Genomic DNA, 24,093 nt, shown 5'->3' with positions numbered 1-24,093 from the left:
TTTTCATTACTTTTTATTCACTTATTCTTCACAAAATATAACTATTATTAATTAAAAGTGATTTGGAGGTAAAGAGATGGAAGAAAATTATGGATATTATGATAAGAAACGCAAAAAAAAGAATAATAATATAGTAATAGTAGCTCTTATATGTGCAATAATAGGTGGAATTATAGGTTCTGCAATATCTTATGCAGTGATTAGAGAGCAAGCTGCAACTCCTACTATATCTGAAGAGGCTAAGAAGGTTGTTATAAATGCCAAGGATTCTACAACTGTTGCTTCAGCTGTTGCGGAAAAGGCAATGCCATCTGTAGTTGGAATTACAACTAAGGGTGTGGTTGAGACTTGGATGGGACAAGCTCAAGTTGGAGGAACCGGTTCTGGGATTGTGGTTGATAAGGAAGGTTATATCTTAACTAATGCACACGTTGTAAAGCTTAACGGGCAGACTATAGAAAAGCCAAGCATTCAGTTATATGATGGGACAACTGTTGAAGGGCACACTGTTTGGGTGGATTCAACTATAGATATAGCCATAGTTAAAATAGATTCAAAAGTGAACTTAGTGCCGGCAGAACTTGGTGATTCAGATTCACTAAAAATAGGACAATCTGCCATAGCTATAGGGAATCCTCTTGACTTAGCTTTTCAAAGAAGTGTTACACAAGGTATAATTTCTGGTTTGAATAGATATGTTGGCCAAGTTTCAGGCGGCGGATATATGAATGGTCTTATTCAAACAGACGCTTCAATAAATGGCGGAAATTCAGGTGGACCTTTGCTTGATGCTGAAGGAAAAGTAATAGGCATAAACACAGTGAAAGTTTCTACTGCTGAAGGTTTGGGATTTGCAATTCCAATAAATAGTGTAAAAACTATTTTAGAAGAGGTTATAAAAACTGGTGATTACAAAGTTGTTTCATTGGGTGTTCAAACTATGGATATGGTTTTGGCCAAGAGATATTACAATTTAAACACCAACTTGGATGCTGGAGTACTTATTATGGAAGTTATGAAGGAAACTCCGGCAGATGCTTCTGGATTAAAGAAGAGTGATGTAATTTTAAAGATAGGTGATACAAAAATAGAGGGTGTAGATTCTCTAAAAGCTGCTCTATATAAATACAAAGTTGGAGATACAGCTAAATTAAACATCTTGAGAAATGGAAAGACTATGGATATAGAAGTCAAATTTAATGAATATTCAATTTCTGATGATGAAAATTCACAAAAAGATAATAGATTTATGTTGCCAGATGCGGAACAAAGTAATTAGTAAATTGACAAATGTGATATTATTTTGTATAGTTATTTGACAATGTTAGAAGAGGCCTACAGACGTAAATTTAAGTTGTAGGCCTTTTATATGCGGTAAAAAGTTGTTTATAGAAAGGAAAATAATGAAAGATAAGTATTATGTTACAGGGCATAAAAATCCCGACACTGACTCAATATGCGCTGCTATAGCTTATGCAGAATTGAAGAGAAAGAAGACAGGCTTTGATGTTGAGGCAATTAGACTTGGAGAATTAAATCAAGAGACTAAATTTGTATTAGATTATTTTGGAGTAAAGCCATCGAGATTAAAGGACACTATCCAAGCTCAAGTAAAAGATTTGGAAATGGATAAGGCGTATTGTGTTTCTGAAAGTATTTCACTGTATAAAGCACTTCAATTGATACAAGAAAATGGGGTGAACTCTCTTCCTATAACAGATCAAGATGAAAAATTGTTGGGAATTGCAAGTTTATCTAATATAACCATGTCTTATATGGATGTTTGGGATGACTCAATACTTGGCAGAAGCAACACTTCATATCAAAATATATTAGAGGTTTTGGCTGGAAAATTTATCTATCAACCTGAAGTTTTAAAGGACATAGATGGAAAGATAACCGTCTATGCAATGAGTCCGGAGCATATAGGAGATAAGATTTCCAAAGGTGATATCATCATCTTAGGTGATAGAAAAGATGCTCAATTGGATGCGATGGATAGAGAAGTTAGCTTGATAATTGTAACCGGTGGATTTGAAATTGATGGCGAAGTTATAGAAAAGGCCAAAGCAACTGGCACAACAATAATCTCTACAAATTACAATACATTTATGGCAGGCAGATTACTTCCTCAAGCTGTACCTATATCTCATGTAATGACAAACAAAGATTTAGTCACTTTTGATTTAGAGGACACTGTGGAAGAAGTCAAAAAGATTATGGGTATGAGCAGATTTAGATCTTATCCTGTGCTTGACAACAAGGGAAGAGTTATCGGCTCAATAGGCAGATTTCATTTGATTTCGGGAAATAAAAAGCAATTGATTTTAGTGGATCATAATGAAAAAAATCAATCTATAGATGATATTGATTCAGCTGTTATAAGAGAGATAATAGACCACCACAGAGTAGCTAACATAGCAACTGATGAGCCTGTATATTTTAGAAATGAGCCAGTGGGTTCAACTTGTACAATAGTAGCAGAGATGTATTATGAAGCGGGTATAATGCCATCAAGAGAGATAGCTGGATTGTTGAGTGCAGCTATAATCTCAGATACTTTATTATTCAAATCTCCAACTGCAACTGAAACTGACAAGAGAATGTTGGATAGACTTTCTAAAGTAACAGGAATTGACCATGAAAATTTTGCCATGGAGATGTTCAGAGAAGGAACAAAACTTGAAAATAAATCTATGGACGATTTGGTTAATGGAGATGTTAAAAAATTTGTAGTTGATGATGAAAGTGTGAGAGTGTGTCAGATTTTTACAATGAATTTAGACGGACTTGGAAACATTGAAGATGGACTCAAGAAGAAAATGGAAGAGGTCAGAGTTTTAAATGGCGAAGCTACATTTGTAATGATGTTGACAGATATTTTCAAAGAAATTTCTGAAGTGATAGTAGTGGGAGAATACGTTGAAAGTATAAAAGATGTTTTCGGAGCAACTTCTGATTCTAATTCATTTAAAGTGCCGGGGTTATTATCCAGAAAAAAACAATTGATTCCAAATATAACAAGGGCTATACAAAAATAATTATCTTAAGATAATTATTTAATAATTGGGTAATAAGTAGACATAAAATTTAAAGGGGATGATTTTATAAACATTTCAAGTATTTTTAAAAATCTAAGAAGTGCATCTAATGTAGTTTATAATGATAAAAATAAATTTAGTAAGCTTATAAAAAATGCAGTTGATAAGTCAAATGGCAATGAAAATTTGTCAGCTATTAAACAAGATTTGATAACCATATTAAATCTTTCTAAGGATTTTTTGTCTGGGAGATATAAGGGGGTTAGCAAAAAATCTATGATAATGATTATAGCGGCTCTTATATACTTGGTTAACCCTATGGATATAGTGCCGGATATGTTGCTTGGAATTGGGTTTTTAGATGATATAAGTGTGTTTACTTATCTTATAGCGAAGATAAAATCGGAAATTGACAAGTATGATGAATGGTCACTTAGAAATCAATATTGAAAATATTTTAGATAGGGATTTTTATAAGAGAGATACTTTAGTTGTGGCGAGAGAGCTACTCGGCAAATATTTAATACGGAAGATAAATGGTCACACACTTATTTCTAAGATTGTTGAAGTGGAAGCTTATTTGGGTTTTGAAGACAAAGCTTCGCACACCTATGCTGGAAGAATGACAAAACGCAATGAAGTGATGTATGGTGAGTCGGGACTTGCTTATGTGTATTTTACTTATGGAATGCACAATATGTTAAATGTTGTTACAAGGGAAGAATCTATCGGTGAAGCGGTACTCATAAGGGGAGTTGAACCAATTTCAAACATCGACATTTTTTCAGATTTCAGATTTGGAAAAGAGTATATTAATTTAAGTTCGTATCAAAGAAAAAACATAACCAATGGACCAGCCAAGTTGACAAAAGCCATGGCTATCGACACTTCTTATAATGGTATGGATATGACAAAGAGTGATGAGCTTTATATAGTTCATGGAGAGAGTGATTTGAAAATCGTATCTTCAAGGAGAATTGGAATAGATTATGCTGAGGAGGCAATTGATTATTTATATAGATTTTATGTAGAAGATAATAGTTTTGTTTCAAAGTAATATTTCCAAAATATGTTTAAATATTATATATAGAGGTATATATAATTTAAGTTAGAAAGTTGTTGAAGAAGAAAGGAAGAAAAATTATGATAGCTTGGTTAATTTTAGGAGCTTTAGCTGGCTGGATAGCTAGTAAGATAATGAAGCGTGACGAACAAATGGGAGCTATTGCAAATATAGTGGTTGGTATAATAGGAGCCTTTATTGGAGGGTTCTTAGGTACTAAATTTTTAGGCGTTGATGTAACAGGGCTTAACATCACTTCTATACTACTTTCAGTTTTAGGAGCGGTTATATTACTTGCAATTTTAGGCGGTATTAAAAAATAAAATAATTTTTATTTCCTATGGAGAAATCCATAGGATTTTTTTGTTTGTATTTAAAATTAATATTGACTATCGAAGATTATAAGAATAAAATGAAGTTAGTATATATGAATAGATTTTCATAGGTTCATAGGAGGGGTTATGGAGAAAAATTTTGAATATAAAATTAAATTGAAAGGTCTTAACTGTGCAAATTGTGCTGCGAAAATAGAAGATAAGACTAGAAAACTAAAAGGTGTTGCAACAGCTGAATTCAATTTATCGAATCAAATATTCACTTTGGGTTTAGAAGAGAATTTGGATAGAGATAAGTTGATAAAGAATGTGAAAGAGATAGTTGATGAGACTGAACCTGGAGTTGAAACTCTTAGTATGGATGAGGAATTTCAAACTGAAAACAGCTATGCAGAGATTATAAAATCTGCCTTTGTATTTTTGGGTTTAATTTTAAATATAAGTGTTGAGCATAAATATAAATTTTTTGTGTTTTTACTGTTGTATCTTGTAGCGGGATATGAAGTTATATTCTCTGCGTTAAAAAAGATAAAGACAGGTGATTTTTTAGATGAAGAATTTTTGATGAGCATTGCGTCAATCGGAGCTTTTGTCATTGGAGAATATCCAGAAGGTATAGCAGTTATGCTATTTTATAGTGTTGGAGAATTTTTCCAAGATAGAGCAGTGGATAAATCGAGGGATTCAATCCAATCAGCTTTAAAATTAAAACCTGAATATGCAAATATAGAATCTAACGGAGAGCTGGTAAGAGTATCTCCAAGTGATATTTCAATAGGTGATGTGATAGTTGTAAAACCGGGTGAAAAAATTCCTTTGGATGGTGAAGTTATAGAGGGAAGTTCAAATCTTGATACGTCTATGATTTCAGGAGAGTCACTACCTAGGTTTGTAGATGTTGGCGACAATGTAGTTTCAGGTTGCTTAAATACAACATCTCTTTTAAAAATAAGAGTACATTCAACTTATGAAAATACAACTATAGCCAAGATAGTGGATATGGTAGAGAATGCATCATCAAGAAAGAGTGATACAGAGAGATTGATTACAAGATTTTCAAGGATTTATACTCCGATAGTGGTAGGAATAGCTATTTTGATGGCACTTTCTCCTATAGTTGGAATTCTTGAATGGAAAGATGCTCTTTTTAGAGCTTGTACATTTTTAGTAGTTTCTTGTCCATGTGCTTTTGTACTATCTGTGCCACTTGGAGTGTTTGCAGGTATAGGAGCAGCTTCTAAAGAGGGAATTTTTGTAAAAGGTGGAAATTATCTTGAAGCGTTGGCAAATATAAATCAATTGTTTTTCGACAAGACAGGAACTCTAACAAAAGGTATGTTCACTGTGACTAAAGTGGTGAGCAAAAAAGGAACTGAAGAAGATATTTTAAAGCTTGCGTATTCTGCAGAGAGAAATTCAAATCATCCAATAGCAAGAGCAATAGTGTCGGCATATAGTGGTAAGGCTGTAGAAGTTGAAGAATTAAGAGAGATAGCCGGACAGGGAATTGAATACACTTATGATAATAAAAGAGTGTTGGTTGGAAGTGATAAGTTATTAAATAGATATGGTGGAAATTTATCAGCAAATGAAAATGGAGTTGTAGTTTATGTGGCTGAAGATGATGAGGTGCTTGGATATTTAGTTGTTGAGGACACTTTGAAAAATGGTGTGGCGGATGATTTACAGAAGCTAAACGCACAGGGAATAAATTTAACTCTATTGTCAGGGGATAAGATAGAGAATGTAAGAGAAGTTGCAAATGAACTTGGAATAGACAATTTCTATGGCGAGCTGTTGCCAGCTGATAAAGTTAGATTGCTTGAAGAGAATATGAATTCAAGTGGAAAGGTTGCCTTTGTTGGAGATGGCGTGAACGATGCTCCTGTGCTTGCGAGAGCTGATATAGGTATAGCCATGGGAAGTATAGGTTCTGACATAGCGATAGAGTCTGCGGATGTAGTGCTTATGACTGATGAAATTTCTAAAATTATAAAAGGTATGAAAATTTCTAAAAAGACAAATAGCATAGTAAAACAGAATATAACTTTCGCATTACTTGTGAAATTTGCTGTTTTAATTTTAGGTTTCTTTGGGGTTGCAAGTATGTGGGCGGCAGTGTTTGCTGATGTAGGAGTTACTATAATTGCAATTTTTAATTCAATGAGAGCTTTGAATTCATAAATTTACTTTTACTTTTCAACCAATCCATTGTATATTTATTATTAATAAAAATAAGTAGGAGAGTTTATGGAGTATAGAAAAGCGAAAATTGATGAAATTGAAATAATAAATGAAATGTATAGAGCCGGTTCAAAAACTTTAAATGAACGTGGAGTAGATCAATGGCAAGGGGTAAATTTGCCAGTGGCATCTTTAGAGAACATAGAAAAAATTTATGTGTTAGAAGATGAAGAAGAAATAGTTTCAACTGCACTACACATGGACCATGACCCTGACTATAATAAAATCTATGAAGGTAAATGGTTGAGTGATGGTAGCTACTATGCAATTCATAGAGTTACAACCCAAATTTCTAAAAGTGGCAAAGGCTATACAAATAAAATGTTTGATGAAATAGAAAAGCTGGCTAAAGAAAATGGTAAAGATTCTGTAAGAGTTGATACACATAAGGACAATATGGCGATGCAAAAAACTCTTGCGAAGAGCGGATATACAAATTGTGGGATAGTATATCTTTATAATGGAGCGCCACGTTTAGCGTATGAAAAGCTTATAAAATAAAAAAGACCTCGGAGAAATCCGAGGTTATATTAATTTTGTGAGGAATACAGATGCAAGACCTAAGAATATAAAAAATCCGCATGTATCTGTAAAAGTTGTTAAAAATATTGACGATGCAACAGCAGGGTCGATATTTATTTTATCTAAGACAAGTGGTATTAAGAAACCTGTTATACCGGCTAAGATTATATTCAGTATCATTGAGAAGAACATAATTACCCCTAAGAAAGGATTTGAATATATAACAGCCAATATTATACCAGCTCCGACACCTATAATAGCTCCGTTTAAAAGACCAAGTCCAATCTCCTTGAAAATTAATCTCCAGTCTTTAAATAAATCCATATCTCCTCTTGCCAAAGAAGTCAGTACGATAGCAAGGGTTTGGTTTCCGGCATTACCACCCATTCCAGTTACAATTGGCATGGCAGCTGAAAGAGCAACTACTGCTTCTATGGTGTTTGAGAACATCCCAACAACAGCAGCAGCTAAGAAGGCGGTAAATAAATTCACTATAAGCCAAGGAATTCTATTTTTAAAACTCTCGAAAAATTCAGAGTCAAATTCTTCGTCTTGACTTACACCCCCCATTGCCAAGATGTCTTCTGTGTACTCTTGGTCAATGACTGAAACTATGTCATCAGCAGTGATAACACCCAGCACAGCCATGCTCTTATTTACAACGGGTAATATTTCTAAGTCGTACTTTGTAATCATATTAGAAGCTTCTTCCTGGTCATCAGTTGCAAACACATAGAAAGGGAAGTCTTCCAACAAATCTTTTAAAAGAGTGGTGTCATCAGCCACGAGAAGTTGTCGTAAATCGACTATACCTTGTAGCTTATGAAGTTTATCTGTAATTAAAAGATAATCGATTATTTCTGTAGTAGGTGCGATTTCTTTGATTTTTGTAATAGCTTGTCTAACGGTTAGATTTTCTTTTAGAGCGATGAACTCGGTGGTCATGATACCACCGCAACTCTCTGCGTCAAAAGATAAGATAAGTTTTAGGATATCTGAGTCGGAGGACTTCATATATCTCAAAAGTTCTTTTCGACGAGAAGTTGAGATAAAGCCTAATAAATCGGCTACGTCTGCATTAGTCATGTAAGAAAATATATTTACAAGCTCGGCATTTGTAAAAAATGGAGTAACAAGTAATTGGAAATCGTCCCAACTACTCTCCAACAGACCGGCTACATCTTCAAAAGGTAGTAACTTTACAAATGTTCTAACTTGGTCATCTTCCATTTCATCTAGTGCCTCGCAAATATCTACATAATGGACTTCTTTACATAAATTAACAGCACCTTCTGCGTCATTTGATGATACTATGTTTTCTATTCTCTGGATTATTTCTTTTTCCATGTCCATATCTATTTCCATAAGACACCTCCTCAGTATTTTGAAATTTCATTAATAAATGGCGAACTCAATACAGCTTGAGAATTATGCGTTTTGGGAGTTAAGAGATATAGAGATTCCTTAGCTCTTGTCATAGCAACATAAAATAATCTGCGTTCTTCTTCTGAATCTAGTTCATTTGTACTTTGGTTAGATGGTATGACTCCATCTACAATATCAACAACAAAGACGCAATCAAACTCCAATCCTTTTACGGAATGGATAGTTGAGAGTGTTAAGTTGGAATTTTTTACAGTTGGTTTTGAAAGGAGAGTTTCTAAATGTTTTAATCTTCCTATAAGGCTTTCTAAATCTTCAGAGCCTTCGGCTATAAATTTTAGATAGTGAATAAACTCCGCAAGAGAGTTGTAACTGAATCCAAATTTGTTGGCGAAGTCATTTAAATAATTATCGTATCCCATTGAATATAGAACATATTCTATTTGCTCATGAATTTTAAGAGATTTTAGTTTTTTAAAATCATTCATAAGAGAGAATATATTATCTCTATAGTATGTTGGGAGGTCAGGATAATTAATTAAAGCTCGAAGTATATTTTTAGAATAACTCTTTTTCAAAAATAAAATATGTTTTTTTGAAATATAACCTTTTATCTTATAATATATTTCAGAAAACAAATCTATATCATCCATATTATAACTAAAATTTATAATGTTTAGTACATCTCTAACTACAAAATGATTAAAAAATTTAAGTCTGTTTCCCTTTACATTAAAATCAATCTCGCTTCTTTCGAAGTATTCGACTAATCCTAAAGAAGAAAGATTGTTTCTGTATATGACTGCATAGGATTTGTCAGGAGATTTTAACATAGTTTTTTTAATAAATTTATACTGCTCTTTATTGTCCTCAACTTTAATTATATTAACAGGAGAGAAATAGTCATTCACTGTTACAATATTCTTTTCAAACCTATTCTTATTATTTTTAATAAAAAGATTTGAAGTTGAAACTATGTTTTTAGACGAACGAAAATTATACTGTAGATAGTAAAGTTTTACATCTTTATAAACATTTTTTATATTTAGCAGATAATTAGGATTGGCACCTCTAAAGGCATATATAGATTGGTCGTCATCAGCCACAATAAATAAGTTGTGGTTTGGAGCGGTTAGATATTTTAAGAGTTCAAATTGAGAAATAGAAGTGTCCTGTCCCTCATCAAGTTGAACATATTTATACATATTTTTATATTTGTTTCTTAAATTCGGCTCTGTTTTTAAAACATCTAAAGCTTTTACAACCATATCATCAAAATCAATCAGATTATTTTCATCTTTATATTTTTCATAAGCATTATATATTTTAGTGAAATTAATAATTTTAGCAGTCTTGTCAGTGGGAATTTCTAATGAGTTTTTGAAATAAGAAATTTTAGAAATAATTTGTTCAAGAGTTTCTTCACCTACTGTTTTGTGATTGATTTGAAAATATAATTTTCTAAGAATATCATATTTCCCCGAAGAACCATCATCTATTAAAAGCATATCTCTACCTTTTAGACGATAGTAGTCACGAATTATCTTGTATGCGTGAGCATGGATTGTAGAAAAATGGGGTTTAATAGAAAATGGTGTATCCATTTTTTCGAATCTATTTTTCATATCCATTTGAGAAGCTTTAGAAAAAGTGATGGTCAAAATTTCAGAAGGGTTAACTCCTGAATCAATAAGTTTTAAAATCCTGTGTAAAAGCATTGTCGTCTTTCCAGAACCGGGCACGGCAAGGGTAAGAGCAGGGCCTGTTTTGTGTTCAATGGCTTTTTTTTGTTCTGATGATAATTTCAACTCTCAATCCCCCTTAGATATAATTGTAATATAAATTAAGTAAAAGTTAAAGAAATAAGGATTTATAATTATATTTTAGCCAGATCTTTTATAACATAAATTAGTAAAAAATTTTTAAAGCCTGTAACCGTCTTGTTTACAGGCTTTATTTTTTCATTTGTTGTCCATTTGTTGTCCAAATATTACATCTAATTTGGTTGCTAAAGTTTCACTTTTATTCGTCCCCACATACATTTTTAAAGTTGTTGTTACTTGAGCATGACCTAAAATTTTAGCAACGTCTGCTATTGGAATACCGGTGTTAATTAATTTTGTCGCGAAATAATGCCTGAATTGGTGAAAATGATATTTACTTTTATAACGTCTTTTGAATAAATTATCTATATCATTGGTAGTAATAAACTCGCCATATTCATTTCTAAATACAAAATCCAACTCATTATTTTCTGATATAACAATATTATCACATTCTAAAGAATAATTTATTTTTGTTTTAATAAATTTCTTTAATTCTAATAATAAATCTTTCAATAAATTACTCATTGGAACTACTCTAATGGATGAATTGTTTTTTGGAAGAGTTAATTTATTAAACCTATTTAAATTTTTGTTAACAATTATAATATTATTCTCAAAATCTATTTTGTCCCACTTCAGAGCTAATATTTCACCTTTACGCATACCAGTTAATAGTGCAAATTTAAAAATATAATAATAAATGGTTTCAATAAAATCGTTTAAAATCGAATTTATTTCATCTTCATTTAAAATATCATTTCTGACTTTAGATGTTGTTTTAGGTAAAATAACTTTATTAAATTTTGGTTTATAATTAATAACTTCTGCAATATCATTTCCAAAGTTAAAGACTTGTTTTACTTTACTAAAAACTAATTTTATTGTAGATGGTTTTAGATCCAAAGAATTTATAAAATTTTGTAAATCCAAAACTTTAATATCTTTAATTAAATAATCTTTAAAAAATTCTATTGAATATGATAGCTGATACGCGGAAGAGACAAAAGTTGTTTCTCTAACATTATTTTTATGATATTCCAAAAACATATTAGCCAAATCTACATAATAAATTTTATTGTCTCTATAGCTTGTATCAGAAATATTTAATTCGTGCTCTAGAGCGATAGCTTCTTTTTCACATTCTTTTTTGGTTTTAAATCCGCCTTTGGTTATTCGGTTACGGCGGCCATCATTTCTAGGGCCTTCTACAACAAATGTCCAAGTGTTTCCTCTTTTATATATATTTATTTAAACTCACCTCCAAAGTTAGTTAAAATAACATCTATAACAAAAATAAAATCTCTATTTAAAGAGATATTATTTTTATTATTAAATCTAATTGATCAAGAATTAAATTTCTATTTTTATTTGAAATTAATCCGTCTTTATAAGTTAATTTATCATCTAAAGCAATTTGTTGTTTTAAATCGTTGATTAAAATCTCAATATCGTGAATTCCATTTTTTGTTGCTTGTCTTATTTTTGATGCCATGTCGGCATCATTTATATAATCACTTCGCCCTAATAAGTAATCAATACTAGTATTTAATAAAGATGCAATTTCTGGTAATTTTTCAGCCGTTGGAGTTATGTTACCATTTTCATAGTTTGTAATAGTCGAACGTTGAATATTTAATTTCTCTGATATTTCCCTCTGATTTAATCCTAATTGTAATCTTCTTGATTTAAATCTATCAGCAAAGAATTTTTTGGTATTCATAGGACCACCTCTTATTAGAAATAATAACATAAAAATAAATAAAAGTAAATAAAAATAACCTCAAATAAATATAAAAAAATAAAATTTAGAAGTTTTTTAAAAATGATAATAACACAATTGATATTAAACTAACAACCAAGTATGTTTTTCTATTTGGGTCCTCTTTTTTTACAGATAATTTATCATAACAAGTGCAACATAAATAAACTCATAGCTAATCAGCTGTGTTAATATGTAAGTGACCAAACAAAACATATTAAAAGGAGTGATTAACTATGAGCTATAACCATCTTACCATAGAAGAAAGATCTTGTATTTACCAATTTTTAAATTTAGGAATGAGTATAAGGAAAATTGCACAAGCACTTAAAAGGTCACCTAGTACAATATCTAGAGAAATTAAAAGAAATTCATCTAAGATAAAAGTTAGTAGGGGAAGTTACACTAAGTACTTTCCGATAAAGGCAAATGATAAATATATTGATAGAAGAAAAGACTGCCATAGAAAAAGTAAATTTTCTAAAGATGTTATTGATTATTTAACTGTAAAGATTAACGAACATTGGTCCCCTGAACAAATATCAAATAGAAACACAAATGAGATTCATGAATTACCATCTACATCAACGATATATAGAATGATACACGCCAAAAAGCTGCCAAAAACTAGTATGAAAAATTTGAGAAGAAAAGCTAAATTTAAAAGGCCAGCAGAAAAAAGAGGAAAATTCAATGATAAAGGTAGAACAATTAAGAAAAGACCTAAAGAGATATACAGAAGGCAAGAATTAGGCCACTGGGAAGCAGATACAGTGGAATCAGGCAGATTAGATCATAAAAGGAAAAGTAGATGTTGTTTCGTAACTTTAGCAGAAAGAAAATCTAGATATTATATAGCAATCCTAGTTGAAAATAGAAAGTCGGAAAGCGTAACACCAGCAATAATAAATGCATTAAAAGATTATCCAAAAGAATTAGTAAAAACAATAACCTTTGATAGAGGTAAAGAATTTTCAGAATTTGAGAAAATAGAAAAAGAATTAGGATGCAAAACTTATTTTTGTGATCCCTATTGTGCATGGCAAAAAGGTACAAATGAAAATAGTAACGGACTTTTGAGGGAGTTTTATCCTAAGGGTATGGATTTATCAGAAGTGAATATTGATGAATTAAATTATAACTTAAGTTTAATGAATAATAGACCTAGAAAATGTATAAAATATAAAACACCTAAAGAAGAACTTTTTGGTCTCTTACCATAGGTGTTGCATTTGATTTGACAATTCGTCTTACAAAATAATAGATAATTCCAACTATTGGGAGTAACAAACATATTACTAATAATAATTTATTTGTCTTCAAACTTAATCATCCCCTTTTATAACTAATTATAACATATTATAACTATTTGTATGTACAAAACTCATCAAATATGTTATTATTTATAACATACGGAGGTATAAAAAATGAAAAACAAAGGAGTTAGTTTAAAAGTTTCAAAAAATCAACTAAACCAATTAGATGATTTAGTTGAATTTTTTGAATCAGATAAAGGGAAAATTATTAGACGGGGAATTTATTTGATTAATAAGTATAATTTAGATTATTCAGAAATTCAAGATGAAGGAAGTAAAATTGAAATTATTAGAAGTAATTTTTCTGATGAAGATATGAAAATTATAAATAAAATTACGAATGAGTATAACATTAAAATGCAAGATTTAATAAGATTTTCCATAAATTTACAATACAATATTTTGGAAGATTTAAAAGAATATGAAAAGAAATTATTAACTGGAAGATAGTCCAGTTAATTTTTTTGCAAAAAAGTGTGTACAAATGGGGAAAAACACGTTATTATATAAATATAAGGTAACTTAAAGTTACTTAAATAAAAAACAAGGAGGTGCTTAAATGAAGAATAAAAAAATCAAGACCATACACTCGCAAAGTTAGTCTTGATTACAGTTACCGTCGAATTAATTACAAAGATAATTGATTTGATAGTAGCGATTATTAAGTTAGTAACAGGCAGTTAGCCAGTTACTAACCTAATAATAACATTTTATTTTTCATTTGTAAACTATGTTAAAAATTATTTTATTAGTTATTCAAATCATATTGTTAATTAAAATTATTAAGGAGGTATTAAATGTATTACATTAAAGGATTTATAGGAGATTGGAAACCCGTTTCGAAAGCTGAAGCGTTAGAATACGGAAAAAACCGATTAAAAGCTTTAGGTTTAAATCCTAACAACAAACACTTAGAACAAGAAGTAACTCAAGTAATTAAACGACACGTACAAGGAATTGATATAAAGGAATTTGAGATTAATGGGTAGAAAAATGAAAATTACAGGGGGTTTTAAAGCAACCCCCTCCGACGTAGAAAGAATTATCGATATTCAAAATCTATTAGGAGTTAGTCGAGCAAAAGCAGTTAGATCTGCTATCGAAAAACTTTATGAAGAAGAAAAAAATTAGATGATGAGCGAATAGAAGTTCATTTTTTCCACGATGAACAATTAAAAAGAAAGATCGAATTTCTAGAGAATAAGCTAAAACTCAACAAAAGTAGTATTTACAGACTAGCAATTAGATGGTTCTAAAAAGGACTTGAACAGATGTTCGAATAATACTATAATAAAAACAAAAATTTGAGGAGGAATAAAATATGCCTACAGTTAATCAAGAATTTATTGAAGAAGCGAAGAAGATTTTAAGTATTGAGAGCCTAACTTTAGAAGAAAGACTAAATATTATAATTTATATCAATTTAACAAGAAATAATGATGATGAATAGCACTAATAAGAAATAAAAAGCCCATAGAACGCGTTCTGGATGATGTTTCAAAAAGTTATAAAAAAATAACAAAAAACTATATATAAGTTAGAAAAAATAAAGTATAATATATAACAAATAAAACAAAGGAGATTGATAGAATGAATAAGTTTGAAAAAGATTTAATTAAAGATTTAGAAAAATTAGGATATAACGCTCACGTCTATAAAGGAACATTAAATGTTTTTATAGATGAGGACCCAGTGCTATATGCTTATGTAAATAAAAAGGAAATATGTACAGACGCACCTGGTTATGAGGAGATGTTATCTATTGAAGAACGCGATGAGCTGGTAAATACAGTTATTAAACATTTTATTTAAAAGGTTATTATTTCTAACTTAAAGGAAATTTATAATGAAAATAATAAGAGAGAATTTTAACTCAATTCAAGAGATGCTAAAAATTTTAAATGAAAGAAAAAATAATAATGTAATGATAGATGAATTTAGTTCACAAAAAAAGGATAGTCCCGACTGGTACGGGACTAATTCCTATGAAGAAGCTGAAGAATTAATAACAAATGGATATATTGAAATCTTAGATAAAATTAAAGCTGGTATAAAATTTGATGCTTCGGAAAATTCAAAAATAGTTCCTGAAAATAATGTTTTTGGATATATTCCAAATGTACCTAACGCCATGATGAATCTTCCAAAGTCTATGATTTATGCTAAAAGAATTCCAAGAAAAATAAATACAGTCGATTTGGTATATTGCCCGGTTGGTGCTGCTTTCACAGAACCACAAGAATTTATAGATAATGGAATTAAAGTTTTAAACGTTATAAATTCACTCGAAAAAAATAACATTAGAGTTAGTTTAAAGGTTGCGTTAAAATGCTCAGAATGTGGAAATGAAGTTACTCTTGCAACTGTAACTTTAAAGAATTTTAAAGAAAAATTAAATCTTCAAAAAATATGTTTTCCGATCGCTCATCCGTCAATGCTAAGAAGGTTTGGTTTTAAATGGTTAGAAACTACGCCTGAATTAACCAATCCTCTATGGACTGGCGGTTATGGAAGAACAACTACAAATTATCCCGAAACAAAGAAAATAATCTTCGGACTTACTGACATTGAAAATTTAAATGAAGAACAAATTATAAGTAGATTTATTAAAAGAATGTGAAAAAAGTTCTTTTTTTATATCTAGAAGTTATAAATAATAACAAATGGTAATTGAAGCAATCGAGAGCTTTAAATACCAAGATTATAAAATAAGTTTTAAAGGAGATTTATAATGAAAGTTTTAAAAGTTTTAGAAGGCGGATTATTAGAGATTAAAAATATTCCTGAGAGTTTAAAAGCTTCCCAGGAAGAAGTTGGAGGTCTTATAGATATAATAGAAATTAATGATAAAATTGATTTAGTAGTAAATGATGAATTCTTATTAAATGGATCAGAACCAACTTTATTTTTAAATAATAACTTAATTGTTTGTGGAGATTGTTTTTTTATGAATCAAAATGGAGATTTAACAGAAGAACAAATAAATTATTTATTTAGAAAAATGAGAAGATTAAAAAATGGAATTTTAGTTTGGATAGGTAATGTTTAAGGAGGAAATATGTTAGTTATTATTGATAAAGAAGTTAATGATAAATATAGAAACCAATATTTAAATTTAATTATGAAAGAAATAGAAGATGTAAAAGTTGTAGATTTTAGGGAATCTACAACTTTAAAAAATTATAAAAGTATTTTAGTATTAGAACCGATCGATGAAAAATTTAAATCCCAAATGAAAGATTTTTTTGCAGTTTATCCTGAGAAAGATATTGAAGGAAGTTATACAAAAAAATTAACCATAACAGCCGAATCTATTTTAAGTGTTTTGCCGATCAATTTACAATCTAAAACTCTTGTAATTATTAATCAGTCCGAAATTTTTGGAAAACCTCTTGCAAAAGAATTAATTGATAGGGGAGCTAATGTAATTAATTTAAATTCAAAATGCGTTATAACTTTTGAAATTTTAAAAACTAGACCTGATATTTTGATTTCTGCTTCTGGAAATAAAGAATTTAAAATTCCCGAAGAACTTTTAAAAAATATTGATTTAAAAATTGATTTGTCAAATGATTTGGTTACGAAAGACAAAATAACTTCAATCCCCACTATTGAAATTCTCAAAAAAAGATACAAAAAGTTATAAAAAATAACAAAAAACTATGTACAAGTTAGAAAAAATAAAGTATAATATATATAACAAATAAAACAAAGGAGAAAATAAAAAAATGACAAAGAAAATTGATAGTAGATTAATGGCGAAAGAAATAAACAGAATTCAAGAAAAAACAAATAAAAATGGTGTTGAAATTCACACATTAAATAATAAAGACGAACTAGATTTTAGAGTTAATCTAGGAATCAACTGGTCAGCTAAAGGAACTGTATCAATAGAAGAAGCTAAACAATTTATAAAAGATTTACAAGAAGCAGTAGAAGAAGCCGAAAATTTTAAATATGCTGGTTGCAAACCAAATTATGATTGGGAAAAATAATATTAAAAATGTTATAAAAAATAACAAAAAAGGAGATTTTTATGAACATATTAGCTACCGGAGAAAAAATTCAAGTTGTTGCAAAAACAGAAGATATTATTAAATCAAGAAAAATATTTTATGTAATTTACCAAAACGGAACTTATGAAACTACTGAATCTTTTAAATGTATAAGTCCTGGTCACGAAGACAAATATTTATATACAAACTTAAGAGGAGAATTTTTAGATTTAAAAGATGAAGCTGAAATTGAGTTCGATCGATTAACATTTACTTTAAATCCAAAGAGACCTGAAAGGAATTTAGGAGTTGCTCTTGAGGATATGATGCTCAGGGTTTTAGCGGAACAATCCACTGATAAAGTTTTGGAAATCGCAAAACCAATGCTTGATGAACATATAAAAGAAACTTATGGAACTCTTCCTCAAAAGTTCGAAGTTAAAACACCAAAAGCAACTTTTAAAGGCGAAGGTGTAACTCATGAAAAATTCGAAGATGTTTTAAATCTAGTAAATCTTGATATACCAGTTTATTTGGAAGGTCCAGCTGGTACTGGTAAAAACGTAATTTGTAAACAAGTTGCTGATAGCTTAGGACTAGAATTTTATTTCACAAATGCAGTTACTCAAGAATATAAATTAACTGGTTTTATAGATGCTAATGGAAATTATCAAGAAACTCAATTTTATAAAGCTTTTAAAGATGGGGGATTATTCTTCTTAGATGAAATGGATGCTTCAATTCCAGAAGTTTTAATTATCTTAAATGCAGCTTTAGCAAATAAGTATTTTGATTTTCCAAATGGCAAAATCGAAGCCCATGAAGATTTTAGAGTGATTGCAGCTGGAAACACTATGGGAACCGGTGCCACCAATGAATATGTAGGAAGGTTCCAACTAGATGAAGCTTCATTGGACAGGTTCGCTTTAGTGCATATTGATTATAGTCCACGCATTGAAGAATATCTTGCTCAAGGAGATGAAGAGTTGCTTCATTTTATTCGAGCTTTTAGAAGCACTACAGAGGATGCGGGAATTTACTGTATTTGTTCTTATAGGACAATCGAGAGAATCAAAAAATTAGAAGGTTTATTTGAGATAAAGGAAATCTTAAAGATGAGTTTAATTAAATCTCTCAATGTGGATGATGTGCAAATGATAAAAAATAATATTAATGATGAATCAAAATATGCGAAAGCCCTGTAAAAATTTATGCAAAAAGTTATAAAAAATAACAAAAAACTATGTACAAGTTAGAAAAAATAAAGTATAATATATATAGATTAAAGAGAGGTGGCAATGAGGCCACCCTCTAGGTTATTATTTATAACACAAAGGAGATTAAAAATGAAAAACAAACATTATTTAAACAAAATGAAAAATTATGATTCACTAAGAAACAATGGATTAAATGATGAAAGACTACTAAAACTTGATAAAAATATTAAAAAAGATGAAATTGGAATTTATGTTGAAGATATGGAAAGATTATGTAATTATAACACGTTATCAATAATTCTGAATAAAATGACAAGCGGAGTTTCACTTGAAAAAACTTTGGAATTAAATCATAAGATGTATGACGTAAAAGCAAAATTAAATATTTAACACAAAGGAGATTAAAAAAATGAAAAAAACTTTAAACGAAATCATGGCCGCCCTTCAAGAAAACGAAAGTTTAGAATTTGACAACGGACAATACACTTATTGGATCCACTTAAATGGAACTGAAATCATAGATGGCATCAATAAAGCAGACATGAGTTTCAGCAGTGCGTTTGATTATGATGTACAAGATGATTCCTATGACTGGGAAAATGAAGACAACCAAGAATTTATGAATTGTGTTGAAGATTTGACTAACCAAGTGAATACTTATTTATTCTAAAGGTTATTATTTATAACATATGAGAAAGGAGGTGATTAATTAATGAAGCTTTATACAGTAGCAGAAATTGCAGAAATTTTAAAAGTAAATAAAAACGCCGTTTATGAATTAATTAATTCGGGTGAACTTCCAGCAATTAAAGGTTTAGGAAGAATAAAAATTTCTGAAGATGCGTTTATTAACTATATTAAAAAAATTGAAGGGAGTAATGATGAAACCAATTAAAGGATATAATGTGGCAACTTCAACCATAACTAGTATTATTTACGGATTTAACTGGAAAGGAGTTGATTAAAATGTCAAGTATTAAGCTTTTTGAATATCAAGAAAAGATTTTAGACAAAACAAAAATATTTAATAATGTAGCTTATTACTTGGATTAGCAAGCCATGGGACTTGGTAAAACTTTTGTCGGTTCTGAAAAATTAATCCAACTGGGTGAAAAAATCAATTTAGTAGTTTGTCAAAAATCAAAAATTAATGATTGGTATCACCATTTTTGCGAATTTTATGGAGTTGGAAATGTGATTTTTAATTTAACTAATAAACAAGAATTTGATCAATTTATAAATTTTCCAAAGTATAACCAAAACTTAATTGGGATTATAAATTATGATTTGATTTTTAGAAGGCCAGAACTTTTAAAGTTAAAAGATTTTACCCTTTTATTAGATGAATCTTCACAAATTCAAAATGATAAAGCTAAAAGAACCGAATTCATTTTAAAGTTAAAATCTAAAAATAATATTTTATTATCAGGTACACCAGTTTCTGGAAAATATGAAAACTTGTGGAGTCAAGCTCAACTAATAGGTTGGAACATTTCAAAAAGAGTTTATGCGAAACAATTTATAAAATTTAAAGAAATTCAAGTTGAAGGTTTACCAATAAAAATTGTAGATGGTTATAAAAACGTCGATCGGTTAAAGCAAAAATTTAGAGATAATGGAGCCGTATTTTTAAAAACTGAAGAAGTTTTAAATTTACCAGACCAAAATTTTATTAATATTTCGTGCGAGTTAAATCCGGAATATAAAAAATTTAAGAAATCTAAAATTATTTCTATAAATAATAAAGATTTTATTGGAAGTAGGATTCTAACTTTTAGATTATATCTTAGAATGATGGCCGGATTATTTAATAAAAATAAACTTGATGCTTTTAAGGATTTAGTGGATTCTACAAACGATCGGTTAATAGTTTTCTATAACTTTAAAGAAGAATTAAATTTATTAAAAGAACATTGTTCAAGAGACCATATTTCTTATGTAAATGGAGATATTGAAGATTTGGAAGCTTATGAAAATTATGAGGATTCGATAACTTTTATCCAATACCAGGCTGGAGCTATGGGATTAAATCTTCAAAAAGCTAATAAAATTATATATTTTAGCCCAACTGAATCAAGTGAATTATTTGAACAATCAAAAAAGAGAATTCATAGAGTTGGTCAAGATAAACATTGTTTCTATTATTTATTAATTACAAAAAATTCAATAGAAGAAAAAATTTATGAAAATTTAAAACAAAGGAGAAATTATACAAATGAACTATTTAAAAAAGATATATCTTAATTGGTTTACTTTAGGTTTAACTATAGGTTTAATACCTTATGTATTCACATTAATTTTAAATAATAACAAAATAATTTTAAGTTCTTTTGCTTATATATTTTGTTTATTAATTCCAACATTGGTTTTAATAATATCAAGGAGGATTAAATTTAAAAATGCTAGAAAGATTATATGAATTAACGATAAAGAAAAAAGAAATTGAGGCTGAATTAAAAGCTATTAACGAAGAAATATTAAATAACGTTGATAATTTAGAATTAGAAGATGACCACATAAAGGTTTCTATTATTCCAGAAAGTTCTTATAAAACTCTAGATATGACTAAAGTTAAAAATAAAGAACCTGAATTATATAATGAGCTTTTAGATGTTTATCCAAAAGAAGTTTCAAGAAAAGCTTATGTAAAGGTAAAAATTAAATGAAAGAAAAAACCTTTGAAAATAAAATAAAAGGTTTTTTAAAGGATAATAATTGCTATTTTATAAAATACTGGGGAGGAGGTTACTTTACTGAATCCGGAGTTCCTGATTTGTTGGTTTGTTGTAATGGTTATTTTTTAGGTTTAGAAATTAAAGCCGATAATGGTATAGTTTCAGACCTACAAAAATATAATATTGAACAAATTAAAAAAGCAGGTGGTATGGCAATGGTTGTTTATCCAAAAGATTTTGATCGATTAAAAGAACTAATAAGGAGGTTAAATAATGAATAATTTATTATGGGCTGAATGGTCAAATGTAGATGAAGACAATGTAGACGAAGTTAAACATATTTTAAAAGCTTTTGAAGATGTGATTAATGGCTTGTCAACTTTAGAAGATTCGGATTGGATTTTTAATAATTTAAATTCTTCTGAATCTGAAAAAGATTGCTATTTTAATTTACATGGAGAATTAGATGGCGGTTTTATTGGTTTATCAGAAGAATTTGAAAAATTAAGAAGTGTTTTATTAGGTGGAGTTCTTGATTGGAACGAAATCAAGAGAAGTTTAGGATGAAATGGTCTTACTCTAGAGCTGAACTTTTAAAACAATGTCCTTATAAATTTAAATTAAGATATATTGACAAACTAGAAACCATTCCAAATCAGGATTTTAATAATCCTCTATATCTTGGAACTTGCCTTCATAAATCAATAGAAACTAATTTTGAAATTGCTAAAAAAGAACTTTATAAAAATTTTTATATAACAAATGATTCAATTGAAAATGAATTAATTAAAATTGAATATTTAACTACTAAATTAAATTTACCAATTGGAGAACATGAAATTCTTATAGAAAATAGTTTTTATAAAGGTTATATAGATTTTATGGATTTAGATAATAATTTATATGATTTTAAATATTCAAATAACATTGATAATTATTTAGATTCAGGCCAATTACATGTTTACAAATATTTTTATGAAAAAATAACTGGTAAAAAAATAAACAAATTATATTACTTATTTTTTCCGAAAACTTTTATAAGACAAAAAAAGTCTGAAACTCTAGAACAATTTAGAAATAGGTTAAGAGACACCTTAAAAGAGCTTGAGATAAAAAAAGTTGAGGTTCCATATAATCCAGAAAAAGTTAAGGAATTTATGGAAATTACAAAAACTTTACCAAAAGATTTTCCCAGAAATCCCAATAAGTTTTGCGATTTTTGTGAATATAAAAATTATTGTTACAAAGGAGATGATTTAATGATTTTGCCAGAAAATAAGAGAAGGGACTTAAACGAAGTTACTAAAAAAACTATTTGGTTATATGGAAAGCCATTCAGTGGAAAAACTACATTTGCTAATAAATTTCCTGATCCATTGATGCTAAATACTGATGGAAATATTAAGTTTGTAGATGCGCCGTTTATTCCAATTAGAGATGAGGTTTCTGTAACGGGAAGATTAACGCATAGAAAATTTGCTTGGCAAGTTTTTAAGGAAGCAGTAGATGAACTAGAAAAAAAGGAAAATTCATTTAAAACTATTATAGTTGACCTTTTAGAAGACTTGTACGAATATTGCAGGTTGTATATGTATGACCAACTTGGAATTACTCACGAATCAGATGATTCTTTTAGAGCTTGGGACAAAGTTAGGATTGAATTTTTATCCACTATTAAAAGACTTATGAATCTAGATTATGAAAATATTATTTTAATTTCGCATGAAGATTCTTCAAAGGATATTACTAAAAGAACCGGAGATAAGGTAACGACAATTAAACCTAATTTAAATGATAAGGTGGCAAATAAAATTGCTGGAATGGTTGATATAGTGGCAAGAGTTTATGTTGATGAAAAACAAAGAATTTTATCTTTTAAGGCTGATGAAGTAGTTTTTGGTGGAGGTCGTTTAAAACTTAGAACCAAAGAAATTGAACTAGATTATGAAAAATTTGAGGAGGTTTACAAATGAAATTAGAAAAATTTTTAGAAAAAACCGCAGCTTATTATTTAACAATAAAAAATAGACAAGGTTTTACAAATGCAAATGATTATTTAAAAGATTGTTTTACTAACTATTATATGACTGAACACGAAGAAGAACTTGCAGAACTTGTTTGTGATTATATAAATGAAAAATATCTTGAAGATAATGTTTTAGGTAAAATGGAACAATATGTAAATAATAATGAAGTAGATACAAAAAAATTAGAAGATTTAATAGCGATTATGGAGGAATTAATATGAGTAACATTTGGGAAAAATTTGATAAAGAAATTGATAAAGATATACAAAAACAAATCGAAGATGCAGAGAATTCTGAATATGCAGAAGTACCTCTTGGGGATTATGAAGTTAAAGTAGATAACATGGAACTTAAAATTTCTAAAAGTGGAAATCCAATGGTCAGTATTTGGTTTAGAATTATAGCAGGTGATTATAATAATAATTTACTATTTATGAACCAAGTTATAAATCAACCTTTCCAAATTGGCCTTGCTAATAAAATTTTAAGAGCTCTATACCCTAATAAAAATATTGAATTTGAAACTTATAGCCAATACGCAAATTTAATCATGGATATTTACGAAGAAATCGATGGAAAATTTGAATATGCTATTAGATACGGCGAAAAGAAAGGATTTTCTACTTTTGAAGTTCTAGATATTTTTGAGGTCTAAAAGGTTATAATTAATAACATAGAGGGTATTAATTG

General features: G+C 29.1%; 32 protein-coding genes and 1 pseudogene. 28 read left to right on the top strand and 5 right to left on the bottom strand.

Annotated features, from left to right (window positions below; genetic code table 11):
* Nucleotides 1–76: 76 nt before the first annotated feature.
* The 7 genes from B8869_RS04765 (at nucleotide 77) to B8869_RS04735 (ending at nucleotide 7,184) form a co-directional block, all read left to right on the top strand.
* Nucleotides 77–1,279, top strand: a complete 1,203-nt coding sequence (locus tag B8869_RS04765) for a S1C family serine protease (protein ID WP_234989745.1) — start codon at nucleotides 77–79, stop codon at nucleotides 1,277–1,279.
* A 124-nt stretch (nucleotides 1,280–1,403) separates the two neighbouring features.
* On the top strand, nucleotides 1,404–3,041 hold the full coding sequence (locus B8869_RS04760; protein WP_084230565.1) for a putative manganese-dependent inorganic diphosphatase: 1,638 nt from the start codon (nucleotides 1,404–1,406) through the stop codon (nucleotides 3,039–3,041).
* 276 nt (nucleotides 3,042–3,317) lie between these two features.
* A complete protein-coding gene (locus tag B8869_RS04755) occupies nucleotides 3,318–3,491 on the top strand; it encodes a YkvA family protein (protein WP_234989744.1) in 174 nt (57 codons plus the stop codon).
* Entirely contained in the window at nucleotides 3,460–4,098 is a 639-nt protein-coding gene (locus tag B8869_RS04750; RefSeq protein WP_234989743.1) for a DNA-3-methyladenine glycosylase, read from the top strand. Before B8869_RS04755 ends, B8869_RS04750 begins: the two co-directional genes overlap by 32 nt.
* A gap of 86 nt (nucleotides 4,099–4,184) precedes the next feature.
* Nucleotides 4,185–4,427: a GlsB/YeaQ/YmgE family stress response membrane protein gene (locus tag B8869_RS04745; RefSeq protein ID WP_084230563.1), complete on the top strand. Its 243-nt coding sequence runs from the start codon at nucleotides 4,185–4,187 to the stop codon at nucleotides 4,425–4,427.
* Between the two features lie 138 nt (nucleotides 4,428–4,565).
* Nucleotides 4,566–6,623 carry a heavy metal translocating P-type ATPase gene (locus tag B8869_RS04740; RefSeq protein ID WP_084230562.1) on the top strand — a complete coding sequence of 686 codons (2,058 nt, stop codon included), beginning with the start codon at nucleotides 4,566–4,568 and terminating at the stop codon, nucleotides 6,621–6,623.
* Nucleotides 6,624–6,689: 66 nt separating this feature from the next.
* Nucleotides 6,690–7,184, top strand: a complete 495-nt coding sequence (locus B8869_RS04735; protein ID WP_084230561.1) for a GNAT family N-acetyltransferase — start codon at nucleotides 6,690–6,692, stop codon at nucleotides 7,182–7,184.
* 24 nt (nucleotides 7,185–7,208) lie between these two features.
* Here B8869_RS04735 and mgtE read toward each other — a convergent pair whose 3' ends face one another.
* From mgtE to B8869_RS04710, 5 genes and pseudogenes are all read right to left on the bottom strand, one after another.
* On the bottom strand, nucleotides 7,209–8,570 hold the full coding sequence (gene mgtE, locus B8869_RS04730; RefSeq protein ID WP_144017941.1) for a magnesium transporter: 1,362 nt from the start codon (nucleotides 8,568–8,570) through the stop codon (nucleotides 7,209–7,211).
* 11 nt (nucleotides 8,571–8,581) lie between these two features.
* Nucleotides 8,582–10,396 carry an ATP-dependent helicase gene (locus B8869_RS04725; protein ID WP_084230560.1) on the bottom strand — a complete coding sequence of 605 codons (1,815 nt, stop codon included), beginning with the start codon at nucleotides 10,394–10,396 and terminating at the stop codon, nucleotides 8,582–8,584.
* 153 nt (nucleotides 10,397–10,549) lie between these two features.
* On the bottom strand, nucleotides 10,550–11,461 hold the full coding sequence (locus B8869_RS04720) for a tyrosine-type recombinase/integrase (RefSeq protein ID WP_084230559.1): 912 nt from the start codon (nucleotides 11,459–11,461) through the stop codon (nucleotides 10,550–10,552).
* Between the two features lie 66 nt (nucleotides 11,462–11,527).
* Nucleotides 11,528–11,656, bottom strand: a pseudogene (locus tag B8869_RS12435) (Arm DNA-binding domain-containing protein); the annotation flags it as partial.
* A 64-nt stretch (nucleotides 11,657–11,720) separates the two neighbouring features.
* Entirely contained in the window at nucleotides 11,721–12,134 is a 414-nt protein-coding gene (locus tag B8869_RS04710) for a helix-turn-helix domain-containing protein (protein WP_159445238.1), read from the bottom strand.
* A 275-nt stretch (nucleotides 12,135–12,409) separates the two neighbouring features.
* Between B8869_RS04710 and B8869_RS04705 the strand changes: the two genes are divergently transcribed.
* The 21 genes from B8869_RS04705 (at nucleotide 12,410) to B8869_RS04610 (ending at nucleotide 24,058) form a co-directional block, all read left to right on the top strand.
* A complete protein-coding gene (locus B8869_RS04705; protein ID WP_084229742.1) occupies nucleotides 12,410–13,396 on the top strand; it encodes an IS30 family transposase in 987 nt (328 codons plus the stop codon).
* Nucleotides 13,397–13,600: 204 nt separating this feature from the next.
* Nucleotides 13,601–13,939, top strand: coding sequence for a hypothetical protein (locus tag B8869_RS04700; protein WP_084230557.1), 339 nt, complete (start codon nucleotides 13,601–13,603; stop codon nucleotides 13,937–13,939).
* A 347-nt stretch (nucleotides 13,940–14,286) separates the two neighbouring features.
* A complete protein-coding gene (locus tag B8869_RS04695) occupies nucleotides 14,287–14,478 on the top strand; it encodes a hypothetical protein (RefSeq protein ID WP_084230556.1) in 192 nt (63 codons plus the stop codon).
* Entirely contained in the window at nucleotides 14,471–14,620 is a 150-nt protein-coding gene (locus B8869_RS11570; protein WP_159445237.1) for a hypothetical protein, read from the top strand. Before B8869_RS04695 ends, B8869_RS11570 begins: the two co-directional genes overlap by 8 nt.
* A gap of 190 nt (nucleotides 14,621–14,810) precedes the next feature.
* On the top strand, nucleotides 14,811–14,939 hold the full coding sequence (locus tag B8869_RS12190) for a hypothetical protein (protein ID WP_268802055.1): 129 nt from the start codon (nucleotides 14,811–14,813) through the stop codon (nucleotides 14,937–14,939).
* A gap of 140 nt (nucleotides 14,940–15,079) precedes the next feature.
* Nucleotides 15,080–15,301: a hypothetical protein gene (locus B8869_RS04690; RefSeq protein WP_084230555.1), complete on the top strand. Its 222-nt coding sequence runs from the start codon at nucleotides 15,080–15,082 to the stop codon at nucleotides 15,299–15,301.
* Between the two features lie 34 nt (nucleotides 15,302–15,335).
* Nucleotides 15,336–16,109 carry a DUF7192 family protein gene (locus B8869_RS11705; protein ID WP_084230554.1) on the top strand — a complete coding sequence of 258 codons (774 nt, stop codon included), beginning with the start codon at nucleotides 15,336–15,338 and terminating at the stop codon, nucleotides 16,107–16,109.
* Nucleotides 16,110–16,220: 111 nt separating this feature from the next.
* Nucleotides 16,221–16,538, top strand: coding sequence for a DUF3846 domain-containing protein (locus tag B8869_RS04680; protein ID WP_084230553.1), 318 nt, complete (start codon nucleotides 16,221–16,223; stop codon nucleotides 16,536–16,538).
* Nucleotides 16,539–16,547: 9 nt separating this feature from the next.
* Nucleotides 16,548–17,135, top strand: a complete 588-nt coding sequence (locus tag B8869_RS04675; protein ID WP_084230552.1) for a Rossmann-fold NAD(P)-binding domain-containing protein — start codon at nucleotides 16,548–16,550, stop codon at nucleotides 17,133–17,135.
* Nucleotides 17,136–17,217: 82 nt separating this feature from the next.
* Complete coding sequence (locus B8869_RS04670) at nucleotides 17,218–17,484, top strand: hypothetical protein (protein WP_084230551.1); 267 nt, start codon at nucleotides 17,218–17,220, stop codon at nucleotides 17,482–17,484.
* 41 nt (nucleotides 17,485–17,525) lie between these two features.
* Nucleotides 17,526–18,689 carry an AAA family ATPase gene (locus B8869_RS04665; protein ID WP_084230550.1) on the top strand — a complete coding sequence of 388 codons (1,164 nt, stop codon included), beginning with the start codon at nucleotides 17,526–17,528 and terminating at the stop codon, nucleotides 18,687–18,689.
* A 141-nt stretch (nucleotides 18,690–18,830) separates the two neighbouring features.
* Nucleotides 18,831–19,091, top strand: a complete 261-nt coding sequence (locus B8869_RS04660) for a hypothetical protein (RefSeq protein ID WP_084230549.1) — start codon at nucleotides 18,831–18,833, stop codon at nucleotides 19,089–19,091.
* Between the two features lie 19 nt (nucleotides 19,092–19,110).
* Nucleotides 19,111–19,371 (top strand): hypothetical protein, encoded by a 261-nt coding sequence (locus tag B8869_RS04655; RefSeq protein ID WP_084230548.1) that lies wholly within the window; start codon nucleotides 19,111–19,113, stop codon nucleotides 19,369–19,371.
* A gap of 42 nt (nucleotides 19,372–19,413) precedes the next feature.
* Nucleotides 19,414–19,596: a helix-turn-helix domain-containing protein gene (locus B8869_RS04650; protein ID WP_084230547.1), complete on the top strand. Its 183-nt coding sequence runs from the start codon at nucleotides 19,414–19,416 to the stop codon at nucleotides 19,594–19,596.
* A 164-nt stretch (nucleotides 19,597–19,760) separates the two neighbouring features.
* Nucleotides 19,761–20,945 carry an SNF2-related protein gene (locus B8869_RS04645; RefSeq protein WP_084230546.1) on the top strand — a complete coding sequence of 395 codons (1,185 nt, stop codon included), beginning with the start codon at nucleotides 19,761–19,763 and terminating at the stop codon, nucleotides 20,943–20,945.
* Between the two features lie 155 nt (nucleotides 20,946–21,100).
* Nucleotides 21,101–21,367, top strand: a complete 267-nt coding sequence (locus B8869_RS04635; protein ID WP_084230544.1) for a hypothetical protein — start codon at nucleotides 21,101–21,103, stop codon at nucleotides 21,365–21,367.
* Nucleotides 21,364–21,657: a VRR-NUC domain-containing protein gene (locus B8869_RS04630; protein WP_084230543.1), complete on the top strand. Its 294-nt coding sequence runs from the start codon at nucleotides 21,364–21,366 to the stop codon at nucleotides 21,655–21,657. The genes B8869_RS04635 and B8869_RS04630 overlap by 4 nt, the downstream gene beginning before the upstream one ends.
* Nucleotides 21,650–21,943 (top strand): hypothetical protein, encoded by a 294-nt coding sequence (locus B8869_RS04625; protein WP_084230542.1) that lies wholly within the window; start codon nucleotides 21,650–21,652, stop codon nucleotides 21,941–21,943. The genes B8869_RS04630 and B8869_RS04625 overlap by 8 nt, the downstream gene beginning before the upstream one ends.
* Nucleotides 21,913–23,349 carry an AAA family ATPase gene (locus B8869_RS04620; RefSeq protein WP_159445236.1) on the top strand — a complete coding sequence of 479 codons (1,437 nt, stop codon included), beginning with the start codon at nucleotides 21,913–21,915 and terminating at the stop codon, nucleotides 23,347–23,349. Before B8869_RS04625 ends, B8869_RS04620 begins: the two co-directional genes overlap by 31 nt.
* Nucleotides 23,346–23,624, top strand: a complete 279-nt coding sequence (locus B8869_RS04615; protein ID WP_084230540.1) for a hypothetical protein — start codon at nucleotides 23,346–23,348, stop codon at nucleotides 23,622–23,624. Before B8869_RS04620 ends, B8869_RS04615 begins: the two co-directional genes overlap by 4 nt.
* The gene (locus tag B8869_RS04610; RefSeq protein WP_084230539.1) at nucleotides 23,621–24,058 is read left to right on the top strand and encodes a DUF669 domain-containing protein; all 438 of its coding nucleotides are present in this window, start codon (nucleotides 23,621–23,623) and stop codon (nucleotides 24,056–24,058) included. The genes B8869_RS04615 and B8869_RS04610 overlap by 4 nt, the downstream gene beginning before the upstream one ends.
* Nucleotides 24,059–24,093 lie beyond the last annotated feature (35 nt).

It is taken from the genome of Peptoniphilus asaccharolyticus DSM 20463, from assembly GCF_900176115.1.
GTDB classification, from domain to species: domain Bacteria; phylum Bacillota; class Clostridia; order Tissierellales; family Peptoniphilaceae; genus Peptoniphilus; species Peptoniphilus asaccharolyticus.
The sequence above is the reverse complement of the archived record's forward strand: the minus strand, read 5'-3'. Positions and strand labels throughout refer to the sequence as shown.

Coding starts and splice junctions, on each gene's coding strand:
- B8869_RS04765 (WP_234989745.1), top strand. CDS start 77: ATGGAAGAAAATTATGGATATTATGATAAGAAACGCAAAAAAAAGAAT.
- B8869_RS04760 (WP_084230565.1), top strand. CDS start 1,404: ATGAAAGATAAGTATTATGTTACAGGGCATAAAAATCCCGACACTGAC.
- B8869_RS04755 (WP_234989744.1), top strand. CDS start 3,318: ATGATAATGATTATAGCGGCTCTTATATACTTGGTTAACCCTATGGAT.
- B8869_RS04750 (WP_234989743.1), top strand. CDS start 3,460: ATGATGAATGGTCACTTAGAAATCAATATTGAAAATATTTTAGATAGG.
- B8869_RS04745 (WP_084230563.1), top strand. CDS start 4,185: ATGATAGCTTGGTTAATTTTAGGAGCTTTAGCTGGCTGGATAGCTAGT.
- B8869_RS04740 (WP_084230562.1), top strand. CDS start 4,566: ATGGAGAAAAATTTTGAATATAAAATTAAATTGAAAGGTCTTAACTGT.
- B8869_RS04735 (WP_084230561.1), top strand. CDS start 6,690: ATGGAGTATAGAAAAGCGAAAATTGATGAAATTGAAATAATAAATGAA.
- mgtE (WP_144017941.1), bottom strand. CDS start 8,570: ATGGAAATAGATATGGACATGGAAAAAGAAATAATCCAGAGAATAGAA.
- B8869_RS04720 (WP_084230559.1), bottom strand. CDS start 11,461: ATGTTTTTGGAATATCATAAAAATAATGTTAGAGAAACAACTTTTGTC.
- B8869_RS04710 (WP_159445238.1), bottom strand. CDS start 12,134: ATGAATACCAAAAAATTCTTTGCTGATAGATTTAAATCAAGAAGATTA.
- B8869_RS04705 (WP_084229742.1), top strand. CDS start 12,410: ATGAGCTATAACCATCTTACCATAGAAGAAAGATCTTGTATTTACCAA.
- B8869_RS04700 (WP_084230557.1), top strand. CDS start 13,601: ATGAAAAACAAAGGAGTTAGTTTAAAAGTTTCAAAAAATCAACTAAAC.
- B8869_RS04695 (WP_084230556.1), top strand. CDS start 14,287: ATGTATTACATTAAAGGATTTATAGGAGATTGGAAACCCGTTTCGAAA.
- B8869_RS11570 (WP_159445237.1), top strand. CDS start 14,471: ATGGGTAGAAAAATGAAAATTACAGGGGGTTTTAAAGCAACCCCCTCC.
- B8869_RS12190 (WP_268802055.1), top strand. CDS start 14,811: ATGCCTACAGTTAATCAAGAATTTATTGAAGAAGCGAAGAAGATTTTA.
- B8869_RS04690 (WP_084230555.1), top strand. CDS start 15,080: ATGAATAAGTTTGAAAAAGATTTAATTAAAGATTTAGAAAAATTAGGA.
- B8869_RS11705 (WP_084230554.1), top strand. CDS start 15,336: ATGAAAATAATAAGAGAGAATTTTAACTCAATTCAAGAGATGCTAAAA.
- B8869_RS04680 (WP_084230553.1), top strand. CDS start 16,221: ATGAAAGTTTTAAAAGTTTTAGAAGGCGGATTATTAGAGATTAAAAAT.
- B8869_RS04675 (WP_084230552.1), top strand. CDS start 16,548: ATGTTAGTTATTATTGATAAAGAAGTTAATGATAAATATAGAAACCAA.
- B8869_RS04670 (WP_084230551.1), top strand. CDS start 17,218: ATGACAAAGAAAATTGATAGTAGATTAATGGCGAAAGAAATAAACAGA.
- B8869_RS04665 (WP_084230550.1), top strand. CDS start 17,526: ATGAACATATTAGCTACCGGAGAAAAAATTCAAGTTGTTGCAAAAACA.
- B8869_RS04660 (WP_084230549.1), top strand. CDS start 18,831: ATGAAAAACAAACATTATTTAAACAAAATGAAAAATTATGATTCACTA.
- B8869_RS04655 (WP_084230548.1), top strand. CDS start 19,111: ATGAAAAAAACTTTAAACGAAATCATGGCCGCCCTTCAAGAAAACGAA.
- B8869_RS04650 (WP_084230547.1), top strand. CDS start 19,414: ATGAAGCTTTATACAGTAGCAGAAATTGCAGAAATTTTAAAAGTAAAT.
- B8869_RS04645 (WP_084230546.1), top strand. CDS start 19,761: ATGGGACTTGGTAAAACTTTTGTCGGTTCTGAAAAATTAATCCAACTG.
- B8869_RS04635 (WP_084230544.1), top strand. CDS start 21,101: ATGCTAGAAAGATTATATGAATTAACGATAAAGAAAAAAGAAATTGAG.
- B8869_RS04630 (WP_084230543.1), top strand. CDS start 21,364: ATGAAAGAAAAAACCTTTGAAAATAAAATAAAAGGTTTTTTAAAGGAT.
- B8869_RS04625 (WP_084230542.1), top strand. CDS start 21,650: ATGAATAATTTATTATGGGCTGAATGGTCAAATGTAGATGAAGACAAT.
- B8869_RS04615 (WP_084230540.1), top strand. CDS start 23,346: ATGAAATTAGAAAAATTTTTAGAAAAAACCGCAGCTTATTATTTAACA.
- B8869_RS04610 (WP_084230539.1), top strand. CDS start 23,621: ATGAGTAACATTTGGGAAAAATTTGATAAAGAAATTGATAAAGATATA.